Genomic DNA, 26,044 nt, shown 5'->3' on the forward strand with positions numbered 1-26,044 from the left:
GGCAAACCTACCGAGTCGCGGCGGCCGGCGGCGATCCCCAATAGGAGTGCCGCGCATGTCTCTGCTGTGAATACTGCAACTGCCACCCCACTCATCCAAGGCCTCGCCTGGTCAGGCGAATATCTCATCGCCACAGACCCAGATGTCGTCGACAAGCGCATCCGACGAAAGGCTCTCTCCGCTTCCACCGGCAAGTCCATGAAGGGCTGCCTGGCGAAGTACGCAGCCGAGAAGCTGCTTCCTCGTGAGAAGGACCCGTTCTCCGTCTCGGAGCTCGGAACGTCCACTCACGCGATCATCGAGGACATGTACAACATGCCCGCTGACGACCGCACCCTCGACGCTTTTCACGCGTTGAAGGACAGCCACGCGGACATCAAATGGTCCGCTGACGAGTTCGCCAAGGTGTCCGACACCATCAACCTCACCGACTGGGAGAAGACGAAGCTCGAATGGAAGGGCGAGATCGTTCGCCTCGGCGCGAGGGTCTTTGAGATCGAGGACCCGCGGCAGCAGACCACCTACAAGACGGAGATGTCCTTCGAGGGTGTCACCATCGCCGGCGGAGTTCCGGCGATGGGCTTCATCGACCGTGTCGACGTCATCGTCGTCCGCGAGAAGGACCGCTTCAAGATCGTCGACCTGAAGACCGGGAAGATGAAGTCGGCTTTCGACCTGCGACGCTACGGCGACGACCACGGCGACCAGATCCGTATTTATTCGGACGCGGTTCGCGAGGTCACCGGGGAGTCCGCCGCGGTCGGCGAGATTCACTACACCCAGTTCGGAACCGCGCGGGAGATCCCGCTGTCGGAGCTGATGATGGATCACACCCGCAAGGACTTCCGCGCGGCCTGGGACATCCACAACATCGTCACCGACTCCGGGAAGTTCCCGACGAAGACCGGTCCGCTCTGCGGCTGGTGCCCGCTCGTGAACGCCTGCCCGGCAGCGAAGGCCGCCGGCAAGTCCGTCAGCGACAAGGTGAAGGACGTGCCGCCGTCCGCGGTTCAGCTGGGCATCCCCACTGTCCGCACCGACGCCGTCCACTTCGGTTCGAAGCTTCCGGTGACCAACCCGGTTGTCGAACCGATCGCCGCATCGGCTGCGATCGCCGCGATCAAGTCCGCGCCTTCGACCGAGTTCATCCCGCTTTCCGACACCGCCCCGGCTGACCCGTTCGCCGGTGCAGACACCGCGCAGACGGCCTCGAACAGCACCGCGCATGTACCTGATGACAAAGCCGACAACAACGGAACAGGAACCAACATCATGTCCATCGCCGAATCTCTCTTCTCCGAAGGCAAGCCCTGGGAAGCGACCATCAACGGAAAGCTGAACGGCGCAAGCTACGCAGCGATCGCTGTGACCTCCATCCCGCAGATGGCCGGAGAGCTTCTCATCGAAGCCGGTCGCCCGCTGAACAACGCGACCATCGACCGTCTCACTGACCTGCTCGCGGAAATCATCATCACCGTCCAGAAGGACGTTCGCGGCGGGGAGTTCAACTGGGACGACGGGATCAACACCCGCATCCGCGGTGCTCTTCGTACGACCATCGAGACCCTCCCGCTTCCGTGGGATGCGACCGATGAGGCGGGATGGGTTGCATGGCAGTCCACTGCAACCAAGCGGACGACCATCTTCATCAAGAAGGGGCTCCGTCTGTTCAACCTCGGAACGACCATCGAAACGTCTTCCTTCTCGTCTCTCCTCCCCACGGCTGTCGCTTCGATCGCCAGCCCGAAGCCGGGCGTGCAGAAGGTCGCGTAACCGTCCCGGCGGGCCGCACCGCGCGGCTCGCCTCCCACAGATCACCCACTGAAAAACCGCTGCTTCGGCAGCATCCAACGAAAGGCACCACAGAACAATGGCACTCGACAAGGCAACCAAGGACAACATCATCGTCGCGGCGATCACCGGAGCCGGCCCCGTCGGCGACAACGCTGAGGCTTGGGAGGCGAAGGTTCTCGCCGGAGCTCGCAAGATCACCGCGGTCCTCTCCGACCCCGAGTCGGTCTTCGTGAAGGCGATCGACGAGATCGACTCCTCGACGAAGTTCGTCGCGCTTCTCTCGCTCGTGAAGAAGGAGGCGAAGTCCACCCGTGGCGTCCTCTACTTCCAGGACGTCCCCCGCATCGAGAACGGCGTCTCCCCGGCGCCGCTGTACACCTCGGAGCAGATCCAGGCCGCTCACGCGATCCAGGTTGCGGCGCGCGCCGCGGGCACGAAGTCGGCTGACATGCCGAAGCTTCCGGAGGGCCTTGAGGCGCTCCGCACGGAGCGCACCGACTCGCTCGACGGCTACAACATGGCTCAGGACGCTCTCGGCCTCATCGGCCACCGCGTCCTCGTCTACAAGGTGATCGAGACGATGAAGACGAACCCGAACCTGAAGGTCCGCGTCGTCCGTCTCGTCACCGACCTCGGTAAGTATGACGGGTATGTGGTCCCCGTCAAGGCTGCCCCAGTTGCGGTCGCCGCTGCCTAGCGCGAACGGAACGTCCTCATGAAAGGCCCCGCCGGGTGACTGGCGGGGCCTTTTGCTTGCGCCGCGCCGTACTTCCCGAGCTTCCTCTACAGTTCGATGACGCTGTCTAGTGGCAGCGCATTGACAATCGTCTTGATCGAGGCGAATGTCGATGAGGTATCCGCGTCGATCGCTTCCGTTCTTGCCGGCAGAATAGACGGCTGGACGGCGGTCATCGATCACGACTACCTCTCGGTCGACGATCTGTGGATGTCGGAGCGGTACCGCGAGCACAAGGGCCTTTCCACCTACTCGATCGGCCAGAAGGTGACGACGTGGTTCTCACACGTGCTGCCTGTAACCGCGGTTATGACTCGACGCGACGACCTCGTCGCGGGCGACCGGTACTTTTCCAGCCACTTCGGGGTGGCCGAGGTCAGGTCGGTGACAAGCCGTGGTCTCACCGCGACGATTCGCGGGACGCTGCAGAACCAGATCGAAATGTACGAGCGGGCGTCACTGGTCCCGAAGTTCTAGGCTCCGGAATCGACCGGCTCTACGAGCTCCGGTCCGTTCCCTCGCAACGGCCTGACCTGACGTATGTCGAGCGCTTCCGCGATGAGCACCGCAGCGTGGACCGCGTCGTCGACGAATTTCTGGTCCCCTTCGATCTCGGGGTTCAGCCAGTCATCGACCCATTCGCGGGGGAGCGGGACGGGGTTCCTGTCGTGGATTCCGGACAGCGGTTCGACGGCGTCGGAGGTGAGGATCGTCGCGGTCAGCGTCCAGAGCCCCGGTTCGTCTTCGGCCTTCGTCGTGTCCTTCCACCAGGAGTACAGGCCGGCGAGGTTCATCAGTTCGCCGTCGGCGGGGTGGATGTAGAACGGGGTCTTCTTCTTGGTGGCCGGGTCGGTCTGCCATTCGTAGTACCCGGACGCTGGAATGATCGCACGGTGCGTTTTGACCGGCCCTTTCCAGGTGGCTTTCTGAGTGATGCCTTCGGAGCGGGCGTTGAAGGTGGGGAACTTCGTTGTAAGGGTTTTCGACCAGGTTGGGGTGAGCGACCAGCGGGCCGGTTCCAGCCGGCGGAGCGTCTCCGCTTCCCCTTTGGCCGTTTCGAGCAGCACGGGGATCGTTTGCGTCGGCGCGATGTTCCAGCCGGGCCGCCAGTTGCGGAAGTCGCCGCCGGTGGCGACGTACTCGCTGATGAGCTCGTCGGTGGATTTGTCGAGGGAGAACCTGCCGCACATGGCTGTCATTGTCTCTCAGATCCCCGACCCCGCCCAGCCGATTCCGGCTTCTGCGCATAGAGGAGGTGAAGAACGAATTCACCCTCGAAGCGAGAAGACTCATGACTGACAGATTTGACGCGCAAACCGGCCGCCGCATCTACACCGCGGTGGAAAGACTGCAGGGCCATAAGGCCAACCTGGAACGGCTCCAACGGCGGCTCGCGGACTTTGAGTGGGAGGCTGCCCTCACTCTCGGCCAGCTGCTGAAACCGTCGATCATCACCCTGTCCATATCCGCCCCTGTGGCAACCGCTTCCATCTGGACTGCAAACGCCTTCTATATGCCGGTCGCCGGTCCCCTCCTTTTGTTTCTAGGCACGATCGCCGCCGTGACTGTGATTCTGTCGGTCCTGTCCTTGCTCGAGCGCATCGATTACTTTCGCACCGGAGCAGCGACGAACTTGCGCACATGCCAGGCCGACATCGCCGATACCGAACGCGCCATCGAGAACCTCGAGCAGGAGATCACGACGGTCCGGCGTCTGCAGGAGGAACGCGTCGAGAAGGATGCCGCGGAACCGTCACCGGTGGAGCTCCTCGAGGTGATTGTCAGCACCGCGTCCCGGAACGCGGAGATTACGGAGCGCGACGCTATTCTGTGGGCCATTGTCGCTGAGGACCCCGCCGATGAGGAGACCTGGGCTGCTATCGCGGCGTCGAACGGCTGGTCTTCGGAGCTGCTCGCCAAGGTCCGCGGCGTCCGCCGCCCGGCGATTGGGAGAGTGCCTCAAGAGCCGGAGGTAAACACGGCCGGGTGGGCCGGATGAGCGGCGTCGGTGACCGCGGTCACGGAACCTGCACCCCCGAGCTACACCAGCCCGCTGGACCGCCTCACATCACCGCCGACGACATCTCGTCGCTCGCGGCCGCTGCGGAGCTCCTGAGCCGTTTTCTGGGTTCTCCCACGAGGACCGCCGCGGGGTCGCAGAGTGTGAGCCATCACTCGTGAGCCACCATCGTTCCCTCGGATTCCGCCGCGGGCTTCCCGGCGCCGCGGTGATGGCCGGCGTTGCCCTCATTTTCGTGGCATCGACGATACCGGCCAACGCGTTCGTGAAACCTGCCGACCCGACGGTGACGTCAGCGTCTGCCGGATCGTCTTCCAACCCGCAGACCATAACGGTCAGCTCCACCGCGCTTCACGCCGCGTCTGCCCGCGATGGCTACGCCGTCACCCTCCCACCGCCTCCTCCGCCTCCGCCGGCCCCGGCGAGGGTGGTGTCCGGCGCGAGCTTCGACGGTCGCAAGTACACGTACAGCGCTGTCGCTGCCGGTGCTGTCCGCTGGCCTTTCCCTGACGGCTCCCCGATCGCGAGCGGTTTCGGTCCGCGGTTGGTCCCGAACTGCTCGTTCTGCTCCACCATGCATCTCGGGCTCGATTTCACTCCGGGCTTCGGTGTCCCTGTCCACGCGATCGCGGACGGTGTCGTCGTTCTGGTGAAGAACGATGTCGGCGGCCTCGGCAACCACGTGATGATCGAGCATGTGATCGGCGGCCAGCGTGTCCAGTCCGAATACGGTCACATGGGGATCGGCACAGTGGTTGTGAGCGTCGGGGAGACGGTCACGGCCGGCCAGGTCATCGGCCAGGTCGGATCAACCGGCGCGTCCACCGGCGCGCACCTTCACCTTGAGATTCATCTCGCCGGCGTTCCGGTGGATCCGTTCGTCTGGCTGCAAGCGAACGTGGGCTGATTTCGGTATCGCTGTCGCAGTTCCGGTGTCGCATCTGACTGTCATGATGGTCGCATGACCTCTGACTTCGCCGTTCCGCTTCATGACGCGGAGCATTTCGACGCGTTGCGCGGGTGGGCCCGTGGGATGACGACCTTGGTGGCGGCGACGGAACTGCTCATTCGCGCTGGTTTCGCTGGGTCGGGACGCCCCTGGGTTCGGTATGACAACGATGCCCACCGGCCTTGGATCGACTTCGACGAGATCCCGAACCTGTGCGGGGCGATGTCCGGTGGCGAGCAGCGGCTTCTCCGCATCGCGGCGTCGATAGGCGGAACGACGCTGATCGATTTGGGCAGCGAGGTGGCGGGCCTCGATCGAAGGCTGACGGAACTTGTCTCCGTCGCGATCATCCACGCGGCAGGCTTCACGGAACCCACCCGCAACATCGTGTGGGAGGGCGACGACAGAGTGGTCGTCACCGTCCCACCGTTGGCTCAGTGGCCGGATGTCAGGTCGTAGGTTCCTTGTCCGTTACGGGAGGGTGAGCTGCACATCCTGGCTGGCGGAGCGTGTCCCGTCGGTGACCGTGACGGTGACCGTGCTGTCGAACGCCGCTGCCGTGCCGGCGTTGATCGGAATCGCGGTGAGACGGTTCGTTGTTGTCCCGTCCCCGAGCTGGCCGCTGCTGTTCTGGCCGAAGCCGACCAGCTTGCCGCCCGCTGTGACGTAGGTACTGCTGTCGCCTGCGAACACAGCAGTTGCGTTCGAGCTCGTGAGGCCAGCGTTCAGATTCGACGCCACCGGTGAGGTCTTGTTCGCGGAAGGACCGATTCCCAAGCTCGCGCCATTGCCCCAGCAGTACAGACCTCCGTCGGCGACGGCGCACGTGTGGTTGGCACCGCTGGAGACCGATGTCACCGTCTTGCCGAGCAACGCTCCCGCCGCGGTGACCACGGCTTTCGGCGTCAGACTTGAGGTGGTTGTTCCCAGCCCGAGCTCGCCGGAGCTGTTGGTTCCCCAGCAGTACGCCGCACCTGACGCGACTACGCACGCGTGGAACGCAGCTGCGCTGATCTCGGTGACGGTTTTCCCGTCCAGCGGAGTTCCGGTGGTCGCGGTGATTGCGGTGGGGACGAGCTTGTCTCCAGCGAGGCCGTTTCCGAGCTGCTGGCTTGCTCCTGCGCCCCAGCAGTACCCCGCACCGGACGCGATCGCGCAGGTGAAGTTCTGGGCGACGGAGATTTGGGTGACAGTTTTGCCGGCGAGCCCTCCGGTCGCTACAACCGGAACTGACACCTTCGAGTCGACCTGGTTTCCGGTTCCGAGAGCACCGTTCGCGGCGCTTCCCCAGCAGTAGGCCTTTCCGTCGGCGATGGCGCAGGTGTGCTGCACCCCGGCGGCGATGTCGGTCACTGTGTGCCCGACGATGGCTCCCTGCACGGCCACCGGCACGAGGCTGTTGGTTGTCGCGTTGTTTCCGAGCTTTCCGTTGGTGCCCTGGCCCCAGCAGAACGCTTTCCCGTCAGAGATGGCGCAGGAGTGGTAGGTGCCGGCGCTGACCTTGGTGACGGGCTTGCCGCCGAAAGCTGATGCGGTCACGGCAACGGGGACGTTCGATTGGGTGAAGGTGCCGTTGCCGAGGCCGCCATACGCGTTGTAGCCCCAGCAGTACGCGGCGCCTTCTGAGATTCCGCATGCGTCGTATGCGCCGCCTTCAACTGAGGTGAAGTTGCGGCCCCATGCGCTCGGACCGGTGAAGATCCCGGTCGCGGAGTCGAACGTGACACCCGACGGCAGAGTTCCCGTGTAGGAGAAGCTGAGAGCACCGGAGCCGCCGGCAGCGGTCGGAGTCACCGACTGGGACGAAGCGGCACGGTCGAACACGCCGGATGAGTACGACAGTGAGACCGCGGGGATAACCGGCGCGGTGTACCCGGTGAGACGGTTGACGAGCGCCTGCACTCGGGGGATATCGAAGCCCGCAGGCAGAGCGCTGGCGATCGCCGCGGGAGCCGCGAACCGCGCGGTCCCGGCGACCTCACCGATGCCGCCCGCCATGGTGTACCCCTCGTTCTTCGCGTCGAAGACGGACGGGCTCATGCTCGTCTTGAGGAATACGCGGCCGGTGGGAGATTTGGTTCCGGCAACCCAGCCTTCCTTGTCAGCGTCGACGACGAGATGCTGGGCGGGTTTCTCGAAGCTGACCTTCCGGGCCTCATCGCCCCTCGGGTCGGCTGTCGAGTCGTAGGAGAACCAGCTGCCGTCAGCGACGTGGGAGGCGGACTCCGCTGTCGTCACCGATCCGAGGTTCTGCTTGGCGGCTTCGTCCTGGGACCAGGGGACAATCGCGAAGACGCTGACTGCGATGATCCCGGAGATCACCCCGATGACGAGCACTCCGACCATGATCGATGCGAGGTCGATGGCTGCGCGCGGGTTGCGGAGGACGGAGCGCATGCGCTGCGCTGCGGAGAGGAGGCTGGGATTCAAGAGGGAGCACCAATTCAGTAGGAAGACGCGCCGTTCGGTCCCGTCATCCTCAAGAAGGGCGCGGTCACGCAAAATCGTCACCCGAATCTGGCCGGCAGGGCTCCCGCCCGCGGACTACAGCTTCGAAATCGATTTGACGACCGACCTCGGCCGATACTGCTCCCCATCGCTGGAAGATACGAACGGGATCATGCCGACGGCCAGATGCGGCAATCGGAGCGCAGCACGCAAGGAGAGGTCGTCTCCGAACCATTCCCGACTCATGGAGAACCCGTTGATGTAGCGCAACTCCAAGCCATCGCGGAATTCCTCCCCCTCAACTGCACCGTTCGCGGCTACACGGAGATCCGCGTCGTCGCCGCTAAATTCGACGACGTATGCGCATCCACCCCGGAGTACGGGCTTTCGCCATGCGTGCGCTTGATCCGCATCGGACCCTGGCACACAAACCCGTTCATGTCGCTGCTCAGCAGCTCCCAGTCTGAGAACTCGGCGTTCAACCGGGCGTACCTCACTTTGGTCATCCCGTATTTGCCGAGTTCGCGCTGACGGTCCAGCCACCGGGCGAGCCGGAGCTCCGTTTCGCTGCTGCCGGAAATCAAAGGCTCCCCAGACAGTCGCACGAAACCGATGGTCTCATCGACTGTCTGCGACCAAACATCGTTCTGGATTCTGACATTTTCCCAACCGGGGAACACACCGTCGAGGTCTCCTTTTCGGCTGGACGACAACATTCCGTCTTTGAGTTCCCTGCGGCGGGTGGTGAGCCACGTCTTGTAGTTGACGGAGCCGTAGTCGACATCCGCCCTGCCTGGAAGTCGGTTGTGCTCGTTCACGAAGTGGGTGAGTTCCGTGATCGCACGCCGCCACAGGGTATCGAGCACGGCCTGCTGCTTGGGGGAGAGTGTGGACAGTTCGTCTACGTGGTCTTGGGGGCACATGGTTGTGTCGTTTCTATTCCGGGCTTGGGTGTCTCGGTGTATCCAAGATTCCATGCGCGGCAATTCTGCGGCGGGGCTAGGTGCCACCGCAGGTCAGTCGCAGCCTATGCCGTCGCCGTCCGGGTCAAGAGCTCTCGTGTACCCGGGCGATCCGATGGATATCGGCGCTTTCCCCGCCGCGATGACCGCGGCGCAGTCCGGGTAGACCGGATCGGAGGCAGCTTTGGCCACCTGGTGCGCTTTGTCGACCAGGCCGAGGTCGTTGATGCCGCCGACCGCGCTGGAGATTGCGTTGCTGCTGTCCACCGGCGCAAGAGATTTCGTCGCTGTCGGCGCCGGGGTCACCTGCACCGCGGCGGCGGCCGGTCGGGTGTTGCTCGCCAGAACGGCAGGGATAGCGAACACAGCGCCGACGATGACGACGACCGCCAGAATGATCACCACGAGTACGGCGGGGAGCTTTCGTTTCGGTTTGGTCGGTTTCTCATTCGTCGATGGCAGCGCGACAGTGGCGATCTCGGCGGCCCCGAGGGTGATGTCTTCCGCTGGTGCTTCGGTGGTGTTCTGGATCCGCTGAGTCCATGCCTGGCCGTCCCACCATCGCATCCCGTTGCTGTTCAGGGGGTCCGGAAACCAGCCTTCGGGCATGTAGGTCATCGATGTGTTCCAGTTCTGTGGGTTTCGAGAGTGAGAGGTCTGTCAGTCATGAGAAGAGGGCCGCCACGCAAATGACGGCCCTCGTCCGATCGGGGTCAGTCCCAGTCGTTGGTGGTGGCGGAAGCGGCCACGCGCCGGCCGGTCGGTGCACGAAATTCGTCCACCTCACCTTCGGCGGCGGGGACCACGGCGGGATGAGCGGCCTCGGCGGCCGCGGCGGTGTCGGCGCGGCGCGGGATGATCAGAGTGAATGGCTCTTCTGCCACCTCGACCTCAGCTGCGATCTCGACCGCAGCCGGCTCCTGAGTCTCGGAATACTCTTCCTCAGCGAACCGGTCCGCGGCTGCTGGTTCAACGACGGAAGAGTCGATCTCGGGCTCAACTACCGAATCGTCCCCCTCATCGAGAAACTCGACGACTCCGGACCACTCGTCGACGGTGATGCCGACGCTTTGCGCTGGGGCGACGAGGTGAACGGCGACGCCCGCGGTTTCGAGGATGTCGTCGGCGAGTTCACCCCAGGTGAGGCCGGTGTCTCCTTCCTCGTCGATCTTGTCGTCGATCCAGACGACCTTCTTCACGTCCGGGTGCGCGAGGACGTACGCTTCGATCGCGCCGACTTTCCACCAGCCGTGATCCTCGCCTTCTCCGGAGGTGAGCGAAGGGAGCGGGCCGCGGCCGATGAGACCCGCGAAGGCATCGTTGGCCTGCGAGCTCCAGTCGGTCGCCCAGACCACGGTCGCGCGCGCGCCGCCGATTGCCGCGCCCAGCGCCGGGGACACAGCGCAATGGCCCATCCCGCTGACATCCATCGACTCCCAGTTGCCCCAGGTCGGGTCTCCTGCCGTGGCGGCGATCGGCGAGAAGACCCCGTCGACGTCAAGGAAAACGACAGCGTGCGGGATGTCGTTGGTTGCGAGAGGTTCGGCGGTCACGGGGTTCGGTTCCGTCGGCACCATCTCGTCGTCGTCGTCGTCCAGACGGAAGAACGAGTCGTCGAACGGGGCGGGCTCCGCGACCGGCACATCTGTGACAGGCTCCTCGTCGTCCATCTCAGCCATCAGCGAGTCGAAGTCGATGTTGACCTCAATGACGCCGAGGTCCTCGAGCACGACCTGGGCCTCGGCGCTCGCTCCGAGGTCGCGGAACTCCGCGGTTGACTCGGCGGGCTTCACCATCAGGGCGCTGAGATCCACCTTCTCGCTTTCCGGGATCGGGTCACGACGTTCGGCCAGTTTCCGAGCGAAGGTCTCCTGGCTCGGCTCGAACCAGACCTGGATGATCTCGGCAAGTCCTGCGCTGGTCTCCCACAGGCCGCGGCCGCGGGGCACATGGTCGCCGAGCGACGGGGCTTCCACCCAGTTTTTGAGAGCGCTCTGACGGTCGCCCTGCGTGCCGTTTCCCATGAGCATTCGGGAGAGGTTCACCTTGAGGTCAGCCGCTCCCGGGATCGTGTCGAGCATTTTCGCGGACAGCTTCTGAGTGGCGAGCACCAGTGTCACGCCGGCGCTTCGAGCTTCGCGGGCAATCTTCCCGGTCAGAGTTCCGATGCGCGCTTTCGCCTCGTTGTCGCGAATCTGCTGCTGGCGTTCGTCTTCGACTTCGGGGTCCTCCGATGCTGTCTTGCTGACGGCGTCGGGCTGCATGAGGCTGGTGAACTCGTCCATGACGAGGTAGATGTGCTTGGGGCGGATTTCTTCGGGCAGGTCTCGGTAGCCACCGACGCCGTGAGCTGCGTTCAGGCTCTTCCGACGCTGGACTTCCTTGTACACGTGCTTCATGACCGCGTCGGCTTCGGAGACGGTGGACGCGAACGCTCGGGCGTACGGTCGGACGAATCCGAAGTCAGCGCCTCCCTTGGTGGGGTCGACCACGTAGATTTCGCATCCCTGCACGGCGGCCGGGTAGAGGACCACCTGCAGGCTGACAGACTTGCCACCACCGGACGCGCCGGCGATGAGGACGTGCGCGTCCACTTTCGGGTCGTAGGAGATCGGGTTGCCTTCAACTCCGGTGGCGAACGGCATGATCCCGTCCACGCTGTCCACGAATGTCCAATCGACACTCGCGGAATCTGGAAGCGGGTGCACCTTGCTGACGAGGAGTCGGACGGAGGAGGCTCCATCCACTCCCGCACGAACGTCGACAAAAGCGTTCTTCGTCGCCGTTTTCAGCGCCTCCACGGCCTCTTTCACCCGACCTCGAGTCAGCGGGGCGGGAAGCTCGAAGTCGATCACCTGGACGTTCTCGTTGGTTGAAAGCAGTTCCGTTTTCAGGAGCTTCGGTAGAGCACCTCCGTCACCGAGGACTTTGGTGACCAGGAAGGCCTGCTCCCAGTCGAGGCTGGTGACATAGTCCTGGTTGGAGAGACGCATCCTGGTTCTGGCGAAGACGAATCCTGGTGTGGCCGGGTCAGCCCCAGCGACAATCACGACCACCCCGTCGCCGCCGTCGGCGACGCGAAGCCACTGGCTGTTCAGCGCCTGGCGGATTTTCTGCGCCTGAGTGCGGACCTCGGCGATGGTGACTCCGCCGTAGAGCTTCACCTGCATCTTCCACATGTGGCCGCGGGACGTGCGTTCCGTCAACGGAATCGAGCTGATGACCTCCGGGCGGGCGAGCTTGGAAACGTCGAACGCCCGGTTCAAAAGTCCGGCGAGGAGCCACCCGGCCGCCTTGTTGTTGTCGGAAGGCTGGATGGTGTCCGGAGTGCTCGGAAGCTCATCGGCCGACCAGTAGATCGCGATGGCCTGCTGGTGACGGCCGCCCGGTTTGACGCCCTGATGGCCGGCCAACCCGGTGACGCTGACGAACGGTGCCGCTTTGAGCGTGGTCGCCAGTGCGGGCTCAATTCGCACGGCGGGCTGGATGAACTCCATGATCGATACGCCCTGCGGGACCACGAAGGGCTGGCAGCACAGAGTAGCGTAACGTGCGCCGGTGCCGCCGCCGATCGGGAGCCTCGCCTCGACGTAGACCGGGTGCTGAGGGAACGGCTGGCGTGCGGCTTGCTTGAGTACGTCCTTCCACCGCTCGGCCCATTTGGCGTCGACGGCCATGTCGCGGAAGCGGCGACCCACGCTGGGGTCGGTGAATTCCGGTGCGTCTTCGGTCAACGCTCCGTAGTAGATGATCCGGTTTTCGGCGTCGACGATGACTTCCACTCCAAGCTCACCTGAGAGGTGCCGCGCGGCCGCGCGGATCCCGCCGATGCCGCCTGGGGTGTCGGGGAAGGACCACTGGGTCGCCCACGCACCGGGGATCGGAACGGGAACCTTCTCGGTCTCCTCCGGTTCCGGCTCGTCGAGGATCTCCGATTCGTCGTCATCGTCGTCCCAAGGTTCGTCTTCTTCGATCTCAGCGACGGCCGCCCGGGCGATGTCCTTCTTCTGAATGAAGATGGGCCGGCCGAGCTTCCCTTCTTCGCACACCCAGGCCATCGTCGATTCGACAGCCAGATCGAACAGGTCCGGATCGGTTTCGTTGGTGGCCAGAGACGGAAGCTCTCCCGTGTTCCAGATGACGATCCGGATACGGAGCGGGTGCGCGGTTCCGGGGATCGGCTGGCCGGAAGCGTCCACATCTGGGACGTTCAACATCGCGACCCTCCGGCCGGATCCGAGCTGGATGGCGATAAGCGGAGCGAGTTTCAGCAGCGTCGCGGCGGCTCCGGCAGATGCGGAAGCTTCGAAGGTGTCCACCACGACGTCGTCTCCGAACTTCTGGTGGGACAGCATCCGGGGCGCCTGGTCGAGCTTCATCTCGCTTGACACCCAGCGGGGCTTCCATTCAGCTCGAGCGGCGACGAGGTCGCGCCATTCGCTGAGCACGCCTGCGCGGAGTCCGGCGTGAAGGATCGCTCCGGCGACCACGAAAGCGAGCGCAATACTGATCTCCCACAGCTGCACCGGGGACACGATCGTCCACAGCTTGTAGTGGGCTGCACCTACCCCGAAGGCGAGGGTGACGGCGAATGCGGCGCCGGCCGCGCCGATAATCAGACCAACGGTGCGCCCGCGAGCTTCACCTTGGACGCCGGCAACGAGGTGCTCGAACGCGGTGGAGGGTGCCTGATCTTCCGGGGCGGAGTTCGCGCGGATGGATGAGGCAAGCTGGTTGATCACGATGTAGACCGCGGCAGCGTCGATGACCCGACCCCAGTTTGAGAACTCGTTCGTGGGAATTGCCGCGGCGACGACGGCGAGGCCGGCGGCTACCCAGAAACTGAACTGGGTGGACAGCTGAGAGATGTGCCAGGTGCCGAGCGGGCGCAGGAAGAACAGTTTGCTGTTCGCCAGAGCGTCGATCGGCTTCTCTCGCTTCTCGAACCAAATCGGGAACCAGGCCTTGCCGGGAACCATGAGGGACCATTTCAGGCTGTCCCACATTCGGAAGGACAGCATCGACTTCTCCTCCGCGGGACCGCTTGCCCAGACGAGGCCGGACTTCTCCTTGTATCCGGTCATCTGAGGCGCAGTGGCGAGGAACCCGGCTGCGATGAAGCCCACGTACATGACCAGGAATCCGGGGTATCCGTACCAGAGCGCGACGGCGGAGGCGGCCACGGAACCGGCCGCCACGATCGGGGAAAGGTTCGTCTGGGATTCGGGGGCTTTCGTAGCCATGGGAGTTTCCTTCTAGTGCGGTGTGCGAGATCAGTTCTGCTCGACGAGATGAGGGTGGGGGGTCGGCTACTTGGTGAGTTTCGCCAGCGCGGAGAGCAGGTTTGCATCTGCGGGACGTCGGCCGTAAAGGCGCCCGGCCCGTCCGACGGTGAGTTTCGTACCGTCGACGGTTTTGGGGTTACCGGCGCCGGCGAACAGGGTCAGGTTCAGTGGGGTTTTGCTTGACGGCCAGACGATGAGGCTGATCTTCACGTCAGCTACGGGGGTCCCGAGGTATTTCGCGTAAGAGTCGCGTGCCATGGGGAGCGTGCGCTTCTCAGCCGGGTAGGAGACGCCGGCCTTGCCGGTGGTGGCGAACCTTTTCCACCCGCGGTAGGTGCGTCCCGCCAGGGTCCAGTAGAAGGCGCCAGCCCAGACCTTCGTGTCGATGATCGTGACCGTGCGTCCGGAGACGACAACATGGTCGACGTTTGCGTTGACCCCTTTGATCGGGATGCTCAGGTCGTGGAGGATGCTCGGTCCGCCGGGCGCGTGCGCGAGCTGATTTAGGATCTCGGCCGTACGGCGCTCGCCTTTCGCTCCGATCCGTCCGACCGCCTCATTTGCGGTGAAGGTTGCGCCGGCGAGGGACCCGCCGGGCGTTCCGATGACCTGGCCGGGGTAGCGGACGCTCACGCGTGGATCCCGAAGAAGGTCGCCTGCACCCACGGGAGCACAGTCAGGATGATGCCACTCAGGGCGATGGCTGCGACCACACCGATAGAGATCCAGAAGCCGACGGGGCTGCGGAAGAACGCTTCGATCTTGTCGTTGTCGAGGTCGTGAGAATTGTTGGCCATGCCCAGTAGACATGCGGCGGATCAGCCTGCGAGCAGACCCTGCCTCACGTCAGGCGAGAATGTCCGCTACCGGTCACGGCCCAGAGTCTGAAACCGGGATGGTCGCACTGCTCGACTGCTTGCCGTTACCAACGCTTGCGTCATGGAAGTAGGCGCGAATTGCCACGACCTTCGACATGGGGAGGGACCCGGTGATCCGATCCACGTTCGGGTACTTCGCATAGCTGCCACCGTCGACTCTCACTACAGACAGCTGCGTTGTGCTGCCGTCCGCTAGCGTCGCCTCGAGCTCGCGCATGCAGTAGTTGGCGTAGTTTGGGCAGGCCGAGTCCGGCTGGCCGAATCCGTTCGCGGTCAATGTCACGTCGAAGCTGAAGTTGTGAGAGGTCGAATCTCTCGAGATCGAGTTGACCACCAAAGTCGCTTTCGCCCCAGAATATGGGTCAGTGACCGGGGTGGCTGCGCTGGTCGACTGCTTGCCGTTCGCGACGCTTCCGTCTTGGAAGAAGGCGCGAAGAGAGACAATCTTTCCTTGATAGGAGGAGCCAGTGAAACGCTTGGTGTACGGGTAGGTGGCATATTCGCCCCCGTTCACCCGGTCTGCTTGGAGCACGGTGGTGCTCCCGTCCGCCAACGTTGCCTCTAGCGATTCCGTGCAGTAGTGCCCGTAGGACGGGCAGGCCGAGTCCGGCAGACCGTAGCCGTTAGCGGTCAGGGTCGCGTCGAAGTTGAAGAATCCGGTGGTGGGATCCCGGGTGATCGAGTTGATCGCAAGCGATGACGTCGCGCCTTTGTACGGGTCGTTGATCGGAACCGAAGGGCTGCCTATTTGCACAGCCGGCGTGTAGTGGTAACCGTCGAACAGGTAGGCCCTGAGCGAGACGACCTGCCCCTGGAATGTGGAGCTGACGATGTTCTCAGTGTGTGGGTAGATAGCCGCGGCACCTCCCGCCGTGTAGACAGTGGCGAGGATCGACTTTGTGCCGTCTACGAGTGTTCCCTCGATGACCTGAGCGCAGTAGGAAGACGCGGTCTCACAAACCGCTCCAGCAATTCCGTAGTCCTTGGCCACGACGTTCACGTCGATGTTGAGGTATCCGGTCGTCGCGTCGCGGGAGATCGAGTTGACCTCCAATGACACGGGGCCGGCAGGCGCGGGTGGGATGACGACAGCCCCCGAGCCACCACTAGCTGGCAGGCTGTCCATCGCGGTACGGATGTCGGTGACACAACCGAGAACGGTGTCTGTCACGTCGCTATCGAACGGGGCCACTTCAGCGCTACTGCTGGTTGAGAAGAAGTCCTTGCCGGTTGCCGAGCGGGACACCGCCACGTAGCAACCGTGGTCGGTGTCGACAGCTACAACTGTGCGATCCGAGGCCTGGATGAGCTTCGCGGCGACCAATTCACTCATGGTGAAGTATCCGCGGTGAGGCACGACGAGGTCGCCTTTCACGAATGCGACCGACTCGGCCGTCCGAACGGAACCGAGCGATTGTTGAGCTGCGCTATTTTGCGCCCATGGGATGACGGCGAACACGGAAACAGCGATGACGGAGCCGATGACCCCGATAACGAGAACGCCCACCATGATGCTCGCAAGGTCGATTGCTCCCCGTGCGGAGCCAAGGCTCGCGCGGATCGCTCTCATAGCTCGAGACAAGCGTGGGACTAGCGTCATTCTGGATCCTCCGATTGGGCGTCCGGCGTTCGCCGTAATCCCCGTCGATGTTCGGGGCGCCCCAATTAGCGCCTATGACACACAGACATGCGGCAGATCGCAACGACCCGAGAGTCGCCGCAGTCTCGCGCATGCGCTCGCTGGCAGCTTTGTTGTCGAACGGGGCTGCCGCTTGTGGGCGCCGCGACCTTTTCTGGAAGCGAATCCCAGCTGGCTCATCACCCGCCGCGCGAGATGCCTCCCCAGCCGAATCGGTCGACGAGCAGGTCAACGACACGCAACGTTGACCGTCGCCAGTGCTTGAGAAATCAGTCCCTATTCAGCAGCGGCCGGCTCCCGCATCAGCTGCGCAGCTTCTTCGAGGACGGACACAGAGGTTCGGCCCATCTGGGCGCACAACGCCCGGAGCACTTCGATGTCTGGGACCTTCGCGCCTTTGGTTATCAGGCCGACCGCGGATCGGTTGACTCCGGAGCTACGGGAAAGGCTCGAGTCAGTGATCTGTTGCCGTCCCATCTCCGCACGGAGAACCTCCGCCACTGCGAAGGTCAGCGGGCCGGGCTGCGTATTGCGTCCGCTGGGCATGACACCACTTTAGGTGTTGGAGCTTGCGCCCTCGTTGAGCGCCAGCGATGTTGCGTGGTCGATCCGGAGTTGGCGCAAGATATGCGACAACTGAGGCGTGTCCTCAGCGGCTGCTCTGAGCCGCGAGCAACAGCGTCTCGAGTTTTGAGAGATCTGCTTCGGCTGCAGCGATCCGATCCTTCGACCGCATCACAACGTGGTGCCGGTTCAGGTGCCATTTGGCCACCATGACCGGGCGGAGGATCGCGGTGATCCCGGCGGTCGCGGCGAGCACCAGTGCGTACGGCTTGATCGGATCGGCGTGCACCTTGCGCGCCCAGAGGACGATGGCCAGCGCCACGATGAAGTACACGAGGTGCTCCCACATGGGGATGCCGAGCACGTACTCCATCCGGCGCTTCTTCCGCAGCAGGTCGTTCAGGCGCCGGCGGGCAGCTTCAGCATCGCGCATCAGTTGGGCTCTCTCGTCGCTCATCGGTCGAGACGCATTCTCTTTGGCGGTTTCGTGTCCGCCACGAACCCGAACGCCTTCCCGAACTCCCGAGTCCCCGGGGTGAGCTCCGGCCGGGAGATCGACGGGACGGGAATCTTGCTGAGCCCCGCGGCGGCAAGCTGCACCCGGTGAAGGTCCGGCGCCGTGCGGCCTTCTTTGAGCCAGTGGGGGACGGAGCGCAGCATCGACATGTTGTCGAGCACGGCGGTTGCCCAGTCGCCGTCCGGGGCAAACGGCACGTCGTCTTCTGACAGGAAGGACGCTCGCTCCCACAGCGCTTCCGGGGGTCCGGTCGGACGTTCGCAGTCCAGCTCGAAGAATGACGGGGAGACGACACCAGGCTCCGGGAACCATTCGCGCCAGTCGGCGACTCCCATCCGGGATGCGACCCGGTCGAAGGAGACTCCGGGCATCTCGCCCACGGTCTTCCGCACGAGCTTGAAGAGGTTGTTCCGGATCCGGTTCCCGCCGGCGTTGTCTTTACGGTCCGGGTCGATGAGGACGAAGACGACGGTGAGCCCTGACTCGTCCATCCGGCGGCTGGCGATGAGCTGCGCCCAGTGCTTCACTTTCATTTCGAGCGCACGGCCGCCGCTGGCGGTCACCTCGATGGCGATCCGCGCGCCGTCGTTGCGGATCACGGTCATGTCGGCGGCACGGTTATACGCCGCACCGCTCGCGGGAAGGCCGAGGCCGGAGTAGCCGTGCAGGTCGGCGGAGGACAGCTTCTCGCCCACAACGGTGCCGACGTCGCAGAGTTCGGCGATGCGGAGCGCGAGCTCCATGGTGATGACGTTGTGCCGGTCGTGGTGTCCGCCGCCGATGGTGTTCTTCAGCCCCGCGGTTGTGGACAGCCATTCGGCGTAGGTGAGGATCGGGGCGACGTGCTTCTCGAACCCGCCGCCGGCGTTCAGCCGGTACAGCGCGCCGCGCGCGGTATTCCGGGTGGTGAAGAGAACGTTGGAGAAGATGCCGACGTCGACGAGTTCGGTGGTGAACAGGTCCGTCATCGTCTTCGACTTCCCTGTCGCCAGGTGCGGCAGTCCGGTGAACGCGGCGAGCTGCTCCCCGGTCGCGGACCGCCAGGAGTCAAGGACGGAGAGGACATTCAGGTGCGCTGGAAGTCGGGACACGTCGGTGACTTTCATCGCTGCGGTCTCCTCGTCAGCGACCAGGTATGCGGGCAGTCGGCCGATGCCGGCGGCGACCTGGGACCGGGCGGACGCCGCGTCCACCCAGGATGCTTTCGCTCCGACTGGCCAGATGTCGGCGTAGTACGGGTCGATTCGTTTTCCGAGTCGCACGTCGTCGTCCGGGCAGGCTGAGGGGATGTTGTCGAACCCGAGCAGGGGAAGGGTGATGGTCAGAGCGGGGGCGTTCTCGCCGCCGACGGGGTTCACCGGCTTGGTGCGGATGGTCGCCGCTCCGAGGTTCGTGTCGCTCATCGGTCCGTCTCCGTTGCTCCGGCGAACTTCTGGATGTACGAGTACGACTCCATGATGGATTCGAAGTTCGACAGCTTCACGGTGAAGGGAGGCTGGCGGACGCTGTTGACCCGGGTGCGGACGATCGCTTCGTATCGGGGGAGGTTCGCGACATCCGCGGTGGTCCAGACGCTTCCGTCGGCGGTGAGGTCGGCGACGATCTGAGACATGACGGCGGGGACATCCTGCGTGTACGCGAAGATCGTGCCGAACCCGAGGACCGACTCGCGCACCTGGGCGGTCAGCTGGCTGGACCTTTGGGTGGCGAAGACGGGGATGACGCCGAAGCTGCGGCCTTTGTCTTTCAGCCATTCGATGACGTCGGATGAGGACCCGGCGATCTCGCTGAGCTCGTCAGCGAAGATGGAGACGGTTCGCTTCTCCTCAGACCAGGTGGAGCAGTTGCGCTGGATGGCCTCGTACAGGGAGTACATCAGCAGTCCGGACATGTCGTTTTTGAGCTGCCCGTCGACCTGCTGGCCGGAGGCGGAGGATCCGACGTTGACGATGACGCCCCAGTGGTTTTGAAGGACGTCGTCCCAGCTGACCCGGGTGGGTCGCGCCCACCAGCTTTCAGCGATGAGGAGTGCGCCGGCTTTGTTCCGCGGCGCTTCGGTGGCGGACTTCCGCTGCGCGGGGGTGACCCCGGCGCCGAACAGTGTCGAGAGCTCCTGGGCTGCGACACCGAGATCGTCGGCGTCGGTCGCTTTGACTCGGGCGGCTTCGGAAAGGATGGCGCTGCCGAGCGCGACTGCCGCTTCGTCCCCGATACCGCCGAGGAGGATGTTGGCGTAGTAGAACGGTGACGCGTCCGCTCGAAGTCCGTTGACCTGCGCGGTGATCGACGCGTTGACGGATAGGGCACCGGTGAAGACACGGGTGAGCATGTTGAAGGAATGCGCTCCGATGGACTCGACACCCCAGACGTACTTCATGGCGTTGACGATCGAACGGGCTTGCTGCTGCAGCGTGCCGGTGCGAGGGAACATGTCGATCGCTGGGGTGTTCAGGTCGGTGAGGTCGGCCAGGCCGACGGAGTCCTGAACCTTTGTGGCCAGACGCTGGTAGGTGGCGGCACCCTCACCTTTCGTCTCCAAGGCGATGACGGCGTTGCGCGTGCCGGGGAACCCGTCGATGCCGGACGGGTTCGACCGCTCCATGCAGGACCAGCTCCACAGGTTCCGGAGGGCGACCGACTTTCCTGATCCGGGAACGCCGAAGAAGGCGACGCCCTGCCAGAGGTCTTTCGCAGAGAGGGCAACCCATTTGTCGGCGGACGTGCCGATGCGCGGGCCGATGATGCTGTTCATGGACGCCGGCGCTTCACGGACCATGGTGGACATCTCCCCGGACGCGTTTCCGGAATGCGGTGCGACGAGGCTGACGGGGATCTCCTGACCGACCAGGAAGGCCCGGCGCTGGAACGCGTACCCGCCTCCTTTCGCTTTGGTGATGGATCCGTTCTCGTTCTTCTTCTCCTTCACCGGCTTCGACGGCGGGATGATCAGCGGTCGTGACACGGGAAGGCGGTGGTGGGCAAGACCCGCTCGGAGGCGGTCGTGAGCTCCGTGGATCTTTCCGATGAGGGTCAGCACCCCGAGCGCGGCGGCAAGTCCGCCGGCGGCGAAAGCCGCCACTGGCGCGAGTGCCGGCAGCTGCTGGGTGCCGACGACGTTCATCAGGACCCCGGCGGCGATCAGGGAGGGCGCGGCGACGAAGAAGCCGGCGCTGTCGCGGGCGCGCGACGTTGTCTCGAATCGTGTGGCCATGTCGAACCCGGGCATGGCGGCACCGGCCTCGCGGAGCAGCTGGCCAGCTTCATCGGCCGTACTGGCTCCCGCGTAGAAGGTCGCAACGAGCGAGTCGGAACGCCGGGAGTGATACTGCGGGTTCACGGTGTTCATCTGGGATTCGAGCCAGGTCAGCTGCCACCGGCGTTCACGCTGCGTCGGAGTGCGAAGAGCCACCGCAACCCATTGGCCGGGACGCATAGAGATGGCGAGGGCCCGGGAGACCGCGGCGGCGTCTGTGCCGGACTGGGTGTCGCGGGAGACGAGAGTGGGCATCCGTTCTGTCCGAAGCCAGGCGACGGATGCTGCATCGTCGAGTTCCGGAAGGGTGTCCACTTCGTCGGCTCGGGCGGCGACTGCGTGAGCGAGATGCAGGGCGGACTGCCGCGCGTTCGGGGACTCCGGGGTGAGCATGTAGTGGGCGAGGCCCGAGTCGACTCGGGTGGTCAGCAGGATCGTTCCCGGGGCGACCGAGGAGGCGAAAACACCGGCGGCGGTGATGAACGTCATCGGGTTCGGGTCGAGGTTTCCGGATCGTGTGAGCTTCCACGCGGTCATCGGTTTCGCTGGTCTGCTCATACTTGTAAGTCATGCGGCGAAGGGGTGCGCGTTCCGGGCGATTGTCGGGTTCCGAGGTCCAGGAATTGAGGCGTCGGTCGGAGCGTCTATGCTCTGGCCATGGCACTCGAGCTCACCGCGGCGATGATGGCCGAATTGGTGACGGAGATGGCTGATGACCCCGCGCCGCGAAGCGGGACGGAAGCATACGAATGGGTCAAGTTCCTGCTGCACGGTGCCGGGCAGACAACGTGCCCGATCTGCCTCACCGAAATCGATCTGGCCCGGAAGTTCCCTCACCCGGCAAGCGTTGAGCTCGACCACATCCTGCCGTCCGCGCGAGGCGGCCGCCACACGGTCGGCAACCTGCAACTCGCGCACAAATACTGCAACGGCAGCAAGTGCGACGAACGCGCCATCGGGTACCCGTCAGTCGAGCAGGCGGCGTTCTTCCTCGGGCGGCGGACACGAGAGGTAGACGAGCCAGGATGGATGGCCCCAGCGCTCGGCCCTGCCGACCCAGCGTCCGGGCCGACGATCGCGCAGCTGAGAGCCGCGTTCAAGCGGGACTTCCCCGACTTCCAACCCTCGTGACCGGCGTCCTCCGAAAGCGTTGAACGGCTACCTACCGCTGGAGCAGAACACGAAGAATCTGCACGGTGAACATTTCGATGAGCGCAAGGATCGGCAGCGACGCGAAAGCACCGGTCGCCATAAGCAGGATCCTTCCTGACCTCACGAACACCCACGTCGCTTCCCGCATGTGCGCAGGCCGGGCCGAGGCGCGAATCGACAGATGCGCCGGCCAGTTGTCGCTGACCCCGCCGGCGACGAGGAGGAGATTCCCGACGATCATGCTGAGGGTGGGGAGGAGCGGATGCCATGCACCTGGAGCGCGCATATCGGAAAGCAGTAGCGAGCGGGACTGCCCCCGGTTTGGTTGACTCTTGACCTGTGGAGATTCGTCTCCGCTGGAAGGATGTCACCATGCCCAAGCCCTACCCGCCCGAGTTCCGCCGCGATGTTGTCGCGGTCGCTCGCAAGCACGAAGCCCCGCTGAACCAGATCGCGAAGGACTTCGGAATTTCGGAGTCGTGTCTGGCGTACTGGCTGAAGAAAGCCGACGTCGAAGAGGGGGTGAAGCCTGGCGTGACGGAGAAGGAGTCGGCTGAGCTGCGGGAGGCGCGGAAACGGATCCGGCTGCTGGAGCAGGAAGCCGAGGTAATGCGCCGCGCCGTCGCCTACCTCTCCCGGGATGTCAACCCAAAATGATGTACCCGCTGGTCCGCGAACTGGCCGTCGACGGAGTCCCCGTCACGGTGACCTGCCGGGTATTGCGCTTCTCCAAACAAGCCTTCTATCAGTGGCTCCGAAACCCCGTCTCGCAACGTGATTGGGACGACGCTCACCTGACCAACGCGGCGTGGGACGCCCACCGGGACGACCCCGCGTTCGGCTACCGGTTCATCAGCGACGAACTCAACCAGGCTGGCCTGAAGGCGGGCGAGAACCGGGTTTGGCGGCTCTGCTCCCAGCAGCGGCTCTGGTCCGTGTTCGCGAAGAAACGCGGCCTGAGGGGCAAAGCCGGCCCGCCCGTGCATGACGACCATGTCCAGCGGAACTTCACCGCGACACGCCCTAACCAGCTGTGGTTGACGGACATCACCGAGCATCGCACCGACGAAGGCAAAATCTACCTCTGCGCGATCAAGGACGTGTGGTCGAACAAGATCGTCGGCTACTCCATCGACTCCCGAATGAAAGCATCCCTGGCGGTCGCTGCGGCCCGCAACGCAATCGGGCAACGCGACATCGCCGGCACGATTCTGCACTCCGACCGCGGCTCTCAATTCCGCTCCAACGCCTTCGTGCGGGTGTTGAAGAACAACGCCATCACCGGGTCGATGGGCCGCGTCGGCGCATGCGGCGACAACGCCGCGATGGAGTCCTTCTTCGCCCTCCTGCAAAAGAACGTCCTCGACCGGCAACGATGGGCCACGAGGGAAGAGCTACGCCTCGCGATCGTGGTCTGGATCGAGCGAACCTACCATCGCAAGCGTCGGCAACGCCGCCTCGGCAAACTCACCCCGATCGAGTTTGAGACAATAAACATGGCCCTCAACGCCGCGTGAAACCACTAACCCACCGAGTCAACTGAACTCGGGGCAGTCCCAGCCGATGTACACCGAGACCAGGGCGACGCCTGTGCCCAGCAGCCGCAGCTGCGCGACGGTCAGCGGCGGCCGAGGTTGCGGTTTCGGATCGGAGGCCAGGTCGTACGCTCGGTCATTCAGCATGTCCGCTCGGCGGGTGGGCTCGGTCGGGTAAATGACGGGCCGGCTGGCAGCCATAACCTCATCGAGCGCACCGCCAGCAGTCGTTTCGGTCACAGGTTGATCAGTCCGGCCCAGAGGATCAGAACCAGTCCGATCAGGGCGGTAGTGACGCCCACCGCCCAGAGGCAGACGAACGCGAGAGTGGAGGTCGCGACGATGAGATCCCGGCGCGGGTGATTGCCGGAAAGGTCCCACGCGCCGTTGCACACCTCGAACCAGAACCAGGATGTGATCCGGGTGACGAATGCGACAGCGCCGGTGACGATCAGAGCGAAAACGACGTTGTTCACCGTGCGGCTGAGCGCTGTTCCGAACATGGCCACAGTCCAGGAAGACAGTGCGACGAACCCGGCAACGGACTGCACCCGGCGTACGGTGTTCTTTGATCGAGATGACCGCAGCATGGCGATGCTCGTGCTCGGATTCCTGTCGCCGGCCGGGGCCTCTGGTGTGTCGTTCATGCCTTCAAGACATGCGGCGCATCCGTGATCGAGCCGGCGCCTCGAGCAGCGCGCGTCGCACGCCGTCGTCGGCTCGGCACACTGCCGCTCGATCAAACCCCAAACGCCAGCAGGGAAAGGGAAAGGACGCGCGCATCTATGTTGCGGCGCAACTGCAACCGCGCACAAAACACGCGTTCCATCTCGAATCATGCCGATTTTCGTCGCCGTTTTTGCGCGAGCCCTGAGATTCGCCCGGAACGCGTTCAGCCCAAAGCGCCCGGTCCACTGCCATAAAGCGACTACGCCCCTTCCCTAATGCCAGCGTCCCTTCTCCGCTCCGTTGCACTCCGAGTCGAACTTTCCGGTTCCCGGAAAGCTGCGGTGCTCCGTCTGAACGCTGGCGCGTCCTTCCGAATCCCGTGCCATCGCCTCACCGGTTCGCCGATGTCACCTCCGTTCCGGAGGCTGGGTGCCGGTCTGCCGTGTGCAGCCCGGGTGCTGGGAAGCCGCTGTGGCGTCTTCTGCGCAGGGCATCGCTCACCGCTGCGCGTTGAACAATGGGAACTGCATCAGCTGCGCTGACAACACACCCCTGCCGGGGGCCTCACGCCGGGGGACTTCGTGACGCAACGCACCTGATGCCCGGCACCGGATCGCCACCCGATTCGCCCGACGTCCCGTCCCCCGCAGGAACAGCCCCGACCCGCACATCTTCAGCAGGCGTGAGGCCCCCGGCAGGGGAGCGTCTGTGGTGTGAACCGGAACGAATCCCGCCCAGCCGGCCGTCCCGTTCTTCGTTACGGAAGAGCAGAGCGCTGCCGAACTTCTGCACCACGCCCAGCCGTCGACAAGCAACCGGAACGCCAACCGCCCCGACAGGCGCACCGGTAAGCGCAGAGACCGATTCGGCAGACGCACCGACGGACGGACCGGGCACCAGGCACAGACAGCACGCCGTCCGAAACCCCACCATGCGAGAGGCCCCCGGCAGGGCAGCGACGACGGAGTCGGCGCGTGAAGGAAACCGTGAAGACATGCGATCCGGCAGGCACGCAGTTCGTACAGGCATCCGCACCGACAGACGCTCAGACGGACACGGCATTTCGAACCGTCGGACGTCAGGGCGTGCGGACAGACGGACGCAGGTGAGCGGGAGATGAGACCAGCGGGAGGAGGGCGCGCCAGCGCCCGGTAGGAACAGCGTTTCGAGCGCGGCCACGCGCGGATGGAGATGTGTAGCCGGCGCGCCAGCGCCGGCGGTGTCACGGTCGCCGAAGGCGGCTGAGTTCTATGGCGGACAGTTGCGTTGTCGAGGTGGTGGCGGAGGGCAGTCACGTTCAGAGCAGCCGAGATGGTCTTCGAAGAGTGGTCGACGTCATGGGTTTCCGAAGAGGTGTTCATGTTGGGTGGAGGGCGCGCCAGCGCCCGACCTCTTTACCTCTCGAAAGACTCAGGTCACTCGCCGCCGTTGGGCTCCTTTTTCGGCCAGCTCGCCCAGGTCACGGCGACCGCCGCGCTCCCACTTCGTGCTCGCAGTTTTCGGCGCTTCGCTTCTGGTGGTGCGCGTCCGGCGACCGCCGCGAGCATCGGGGCGAGCGCGGTGCCGCGCATGGTTTCTGTACAAGCACCAGCGGCGAGATAAGCTCACGCTCGGGGTAGACAACACATTCTTCAGGGGAACAC

At 64.4% G+C, this 26,044-nt stretch carries 22 protein-coding genes; 8 read left to right on the top strand and 14 right to left on the bottom strand.

What is annotated here, in order from left to right:
- Positions 1-66: 66 nt before the first annotated feature.
- The 3 genes from F1C58_RS16760 (at position 67) to F1C58_RS16770 (ending at position 3,007) form a co-directional block, all read left to right on the top strand.
- On the top strand, positions 67-1,773 hold the full coding sequence (locus F1C58_RS16760) for a PD-(D/E)XK nuclease family protein (RefSeq protein ID WP_185204267.1): 1,707 nt from the start codon (positions 67-69) through the stop codon (positions 1,771-1,773).
- A gap of 97 nt (positions 1,774-1,870) precedes the next feature.
- Positions 1,871-2,491: a hypothetical protein gene (locus tag F1C58_RS16765; protein WP_185204268.1), complete on the top strand. Its 621-nt coding sequence runs from the start codon at positions 1,871-1,873 to the stop codon at positions 2,489-2,491.
- Positions 2,492-2,611: 120 nt separating this feature from the next.
- Positions 2,612-3,007, top strand: coding sequence for a hypothetical protein (locus F1C58_RS16770; RefSeq protein ID WP_185204269.1), 396 nt, complete (start codon positions 2,612-2,614; stop codon positions 3,005-3,007).
- Here the strand turns inward: F1C58_RS16770 and F1C58_RS16775 are convergent.
- The gene (locus F1C58_RS16775) at positions 3,004-3,720 is read right to left on the bottom strand and encodes an SOS response-associated peptidase (RefSeq protein ID WP_185204270.1); all 717 of its coding nucleotides are present in this window, start codon (positions 3,718-3,720) and stop codon (positions 3,004-3,006) included. The genes F1C58_RS16770 and F1C58_RS16775 overlap by 4 nt on opposite strands.
- 101 nt (positions 3,721-3,821) lie before the next feature.
- Between F1C58_RS16775 and F1C58_RS16780 the strand changes: the two genes are divergently transcribed.
- The 3 genes from F1C58_RS16780 (at position 3,822) to F1C58_RS16790 (ending at position 5,958) form a co-directional block, all read left to right on the top strand.
- On the top strand, positions 3,822-4,529 hold the full coding sequence (locus tag F1C58_RS16780) for a hypothetical protein (protein WP_219732086.1): 708 nt from the start codon (positions 3,822-3,824) through the stop codon (positions 4,527-4,529).
- 178 nt (positions 4,530-4,707) lie between these two features.
- On the top strand, positions 4,708-5,457 hold the full coding sequence (locus F1C58_RS16785) for a M23 family metallopeptidase (protein ID WP_185204272.1): 750 nt from the start codon (positions 4,708-4,710) through the stop codon (positions 5,455-5,457).
- A gap of 54 nt (positions 5,458-5,511) precedes the next feature.
- Positions 5,512-5,958, top strand: coding sequence for a hypothetical protein (locus tag F1C58_RS16790; protein WP_185204273.1), 447 nt, complete (start codon positions 5,512-5,514; stop codon positions 5,956-5,958).
- Positions 5,959-5,970: 12 nt separating this feature from the next.
- Here the strand turns inward: F1C58_RS16790 and F1C58_RS16795 are convergent, their stop codons facing one another.
- From F1C58_RS16795 to F1C58_RS16840, 10 genes are all read right to left on the bottom strand, one after another.
- A complete protein-coding gene (locus tag F1C58_RS16795; protein ID WP_185204274.1) occupies positions 5,971-7,929 on the bottom strand; it encodes an RCC1 domain-containing protein in 1,959 nt (652 codons plus the stop codon).
- Positions 7,930-8,264: 335 nt separating this feature from the next.
- Positions 8,265-8,813: a hypothetical protein gene (locus F1C58_RS16800; protein ID WP_185204275.1), complete on the bottom strand. Its 549-nt coding sequence runs from the start codon at positions 8,811-8,813 to the stop codon at positions 8,265-8,267.
- A 150-nt stretch (positions 8,814-8,963) separates the two neighbouring features.
- Complete coding sequence (locus tag F1C58_RS16805) at positions 8,964-9,527, bottom strand: excalibur calcium-binding domain-containing protein (protein ID WP_185204276.1); 564 nt, start codon at positions 9,525-9,527, stop codon at positions 8,964-8,966.
- A 95-nt stretch (positions 9,528-9,622) separates the two neighbouring features.
- Complete coding sequence (locus F1C58_RS16810; protein ID WP_185204277.1) at positions 9,623-14,152, bottom strand: FtsK/SpoIIIE domain-containing protein; 4,530 nt, start codon at positions 14,150-14,152, stop codon at positions 9,623-9,625.
- Between the two features lie 66 nt (positions 14,153-14,218).
- The gene (locus F1C58_RS16815; protein ID WP_185204278.1) at positions 14,219-14,827 is read right to left on the bottom strand and encodes a nuclease-related domain-containing protein; all 609 of its coding nucleotides are present in this window, start codon (positions 14,825-14,827) and stop codon (positions 14,219-14,221) included.
- Positions 14,824-14,991 (bottom strand): hypothetical protein, encoded by a 168-nt coding sequence (locus F1C58_RS16820; RefSeq protein WP_185204279.1) that lies wholly within the window; start codon positions 14,989-14,991, stop codon positions 14,824-14,826. Before F1C58_RS16820 ends, F1C58_RS16815 begins: the two co-directional genes overlap by 4 nt.
- Before the next feature lie 73 nt (positions 14,992-15,064).
- Positions 15,065-16,642 (bottom strand): hypothetical protein, encoded by a 1,578-nt coding sequence (locus F1C58_RS16825; RefSeq protein WP_185204280.1) that lies wholly within the window; start codon positions 16,640-16,642, stop codon positions 15,065-15,067.
- Positions 16,643-17,360: 718 nt separating this feature from the next.
- Positions 17,361-17,732 (bottom strand): hypothetical protein, encoded by a 372-nt coding sequence (locus F1C58_RS16830; RefSeq protein WP_185204281.1) that lies wholly within the window; start codon positions 17,730-17,732, stop codon positions 17,361-17,363.
- Positions 17,729-19,195: a hypothetical protein gene (locus F1C58_RS16835; RefSeq protein WP_185204282.1), complete on the bottom strand. Its 1,467-nt coding sequence runs from the start codon at positions 19,193-19,195 to the stop codon at positions 17,729-17,731. Before F1C58_RS16835 ends, F1C58_RS16830 begins: the two co-directional genes overlap by 4 nt.
- Positions 19,192-21,603: a hypothetical protein gene (locus tag F1C58_RS16840; RefSeq protein ID WP_185204283.1), complete on the bottom strand. Its 2,412-nt coding sequence runs from the start codon at positions 21,601-21,603 to the stop codon at positions 19,192-19,194. Before F1C58_RS16840 ends, F1C58_RS16835 begins: the two co-directional genes overlap by 4 nt.
- 99 nt (positions 21,604-21,702) lie before the next feature.
- Between F1C58_RS16840 and F1C58_RS16845 the strand changes: the two genes are divergently transcribed.
- Positions 21,703-22,176 (top strand): HNH endonuclease, encoded by a 474-nt coding sequence (locus F1C58_RS16845; RefSeq protein ID WP_185204284.1) that lies wholly within the window; start codon positions 21,703-21,705, stop codon positions 22,174-22,176.
- Positions 22,177-22,207: 31 nt separating this feature from the next.
- On the opposite strand, the gene F1C58_RS16850 is transcribed toward F1C58_RS16845, so the two are convergent.
- Positions 22,208-22,438 carry a hypothetical protein gene (locus tag F1C58_RS16850; protein ID WP_185204285.1) on the bottom strand — a complete coding sequence of 77 codons (231 nt, stop codon included), beginning with the start codon at positions 22,436-22,438 and terminating at the stop codon, positions 22,208-22,210.
- Positions 22,439-22,569: 131 nt separating this feature from the next.
- On the opposite strand from F1C58_RS16850, the gene F1C58_RS16855 reads away from it, so the two are divergent.
- Positions 22,570-23,714 (top strand): IS3 family transposase gene (locus tag F1C58_RS16855; protein WP_185200817.1). Its coding sequence is split into 2 segments (ribosomal slippage): positions 22,570-22,849 and positions 22,849-23,714, totalling 1,146 coding nucleotides; the frame shifts between segments, so codons are not numbered across the junction.
- 18 nt (positions 23,715-23,732) lie between these two features.
- On the opposite strand, the gene F1C58_RS16860 is transcribed toward F1C58_RS16855, so the two are convergent.
- A complete protein-coding gene (locus F1C58_RS16860) occupies positions 23,733-23,972 on the bottom strand; it encodes a hypothetical protein (RefSeq protein ID WP_185204286.1) in 240 nt (79 codons plus the stop codon).
- On the bottom strand, positions 23,969-24,379 hold the full coding sequence (locus tag F1C58_RS16865) for a hypothetical protein (protein WP_185204287.1): 411 nt from the start codon (positions 24,377-24,379) through the stop codon (positions 23,969-23,971). Before F1C58_RS16865 ends, F1C58_RS16860 begins: the two co-directional genes overlap by 4 nt.
- Between the last annotated feature and the right edge of the window lie 1,665 nt (positions 24,380-26,044).

Origin of the sequence: Glaciihabitans sp. INWT7, from assembly GCF_014217685.1 — a bacterium.
Lineage (GTDB): Bacteria > Actinomycetota > Actinomycetes > Actinomycetales > Microbacteriaceae > Lacisediminihabitans.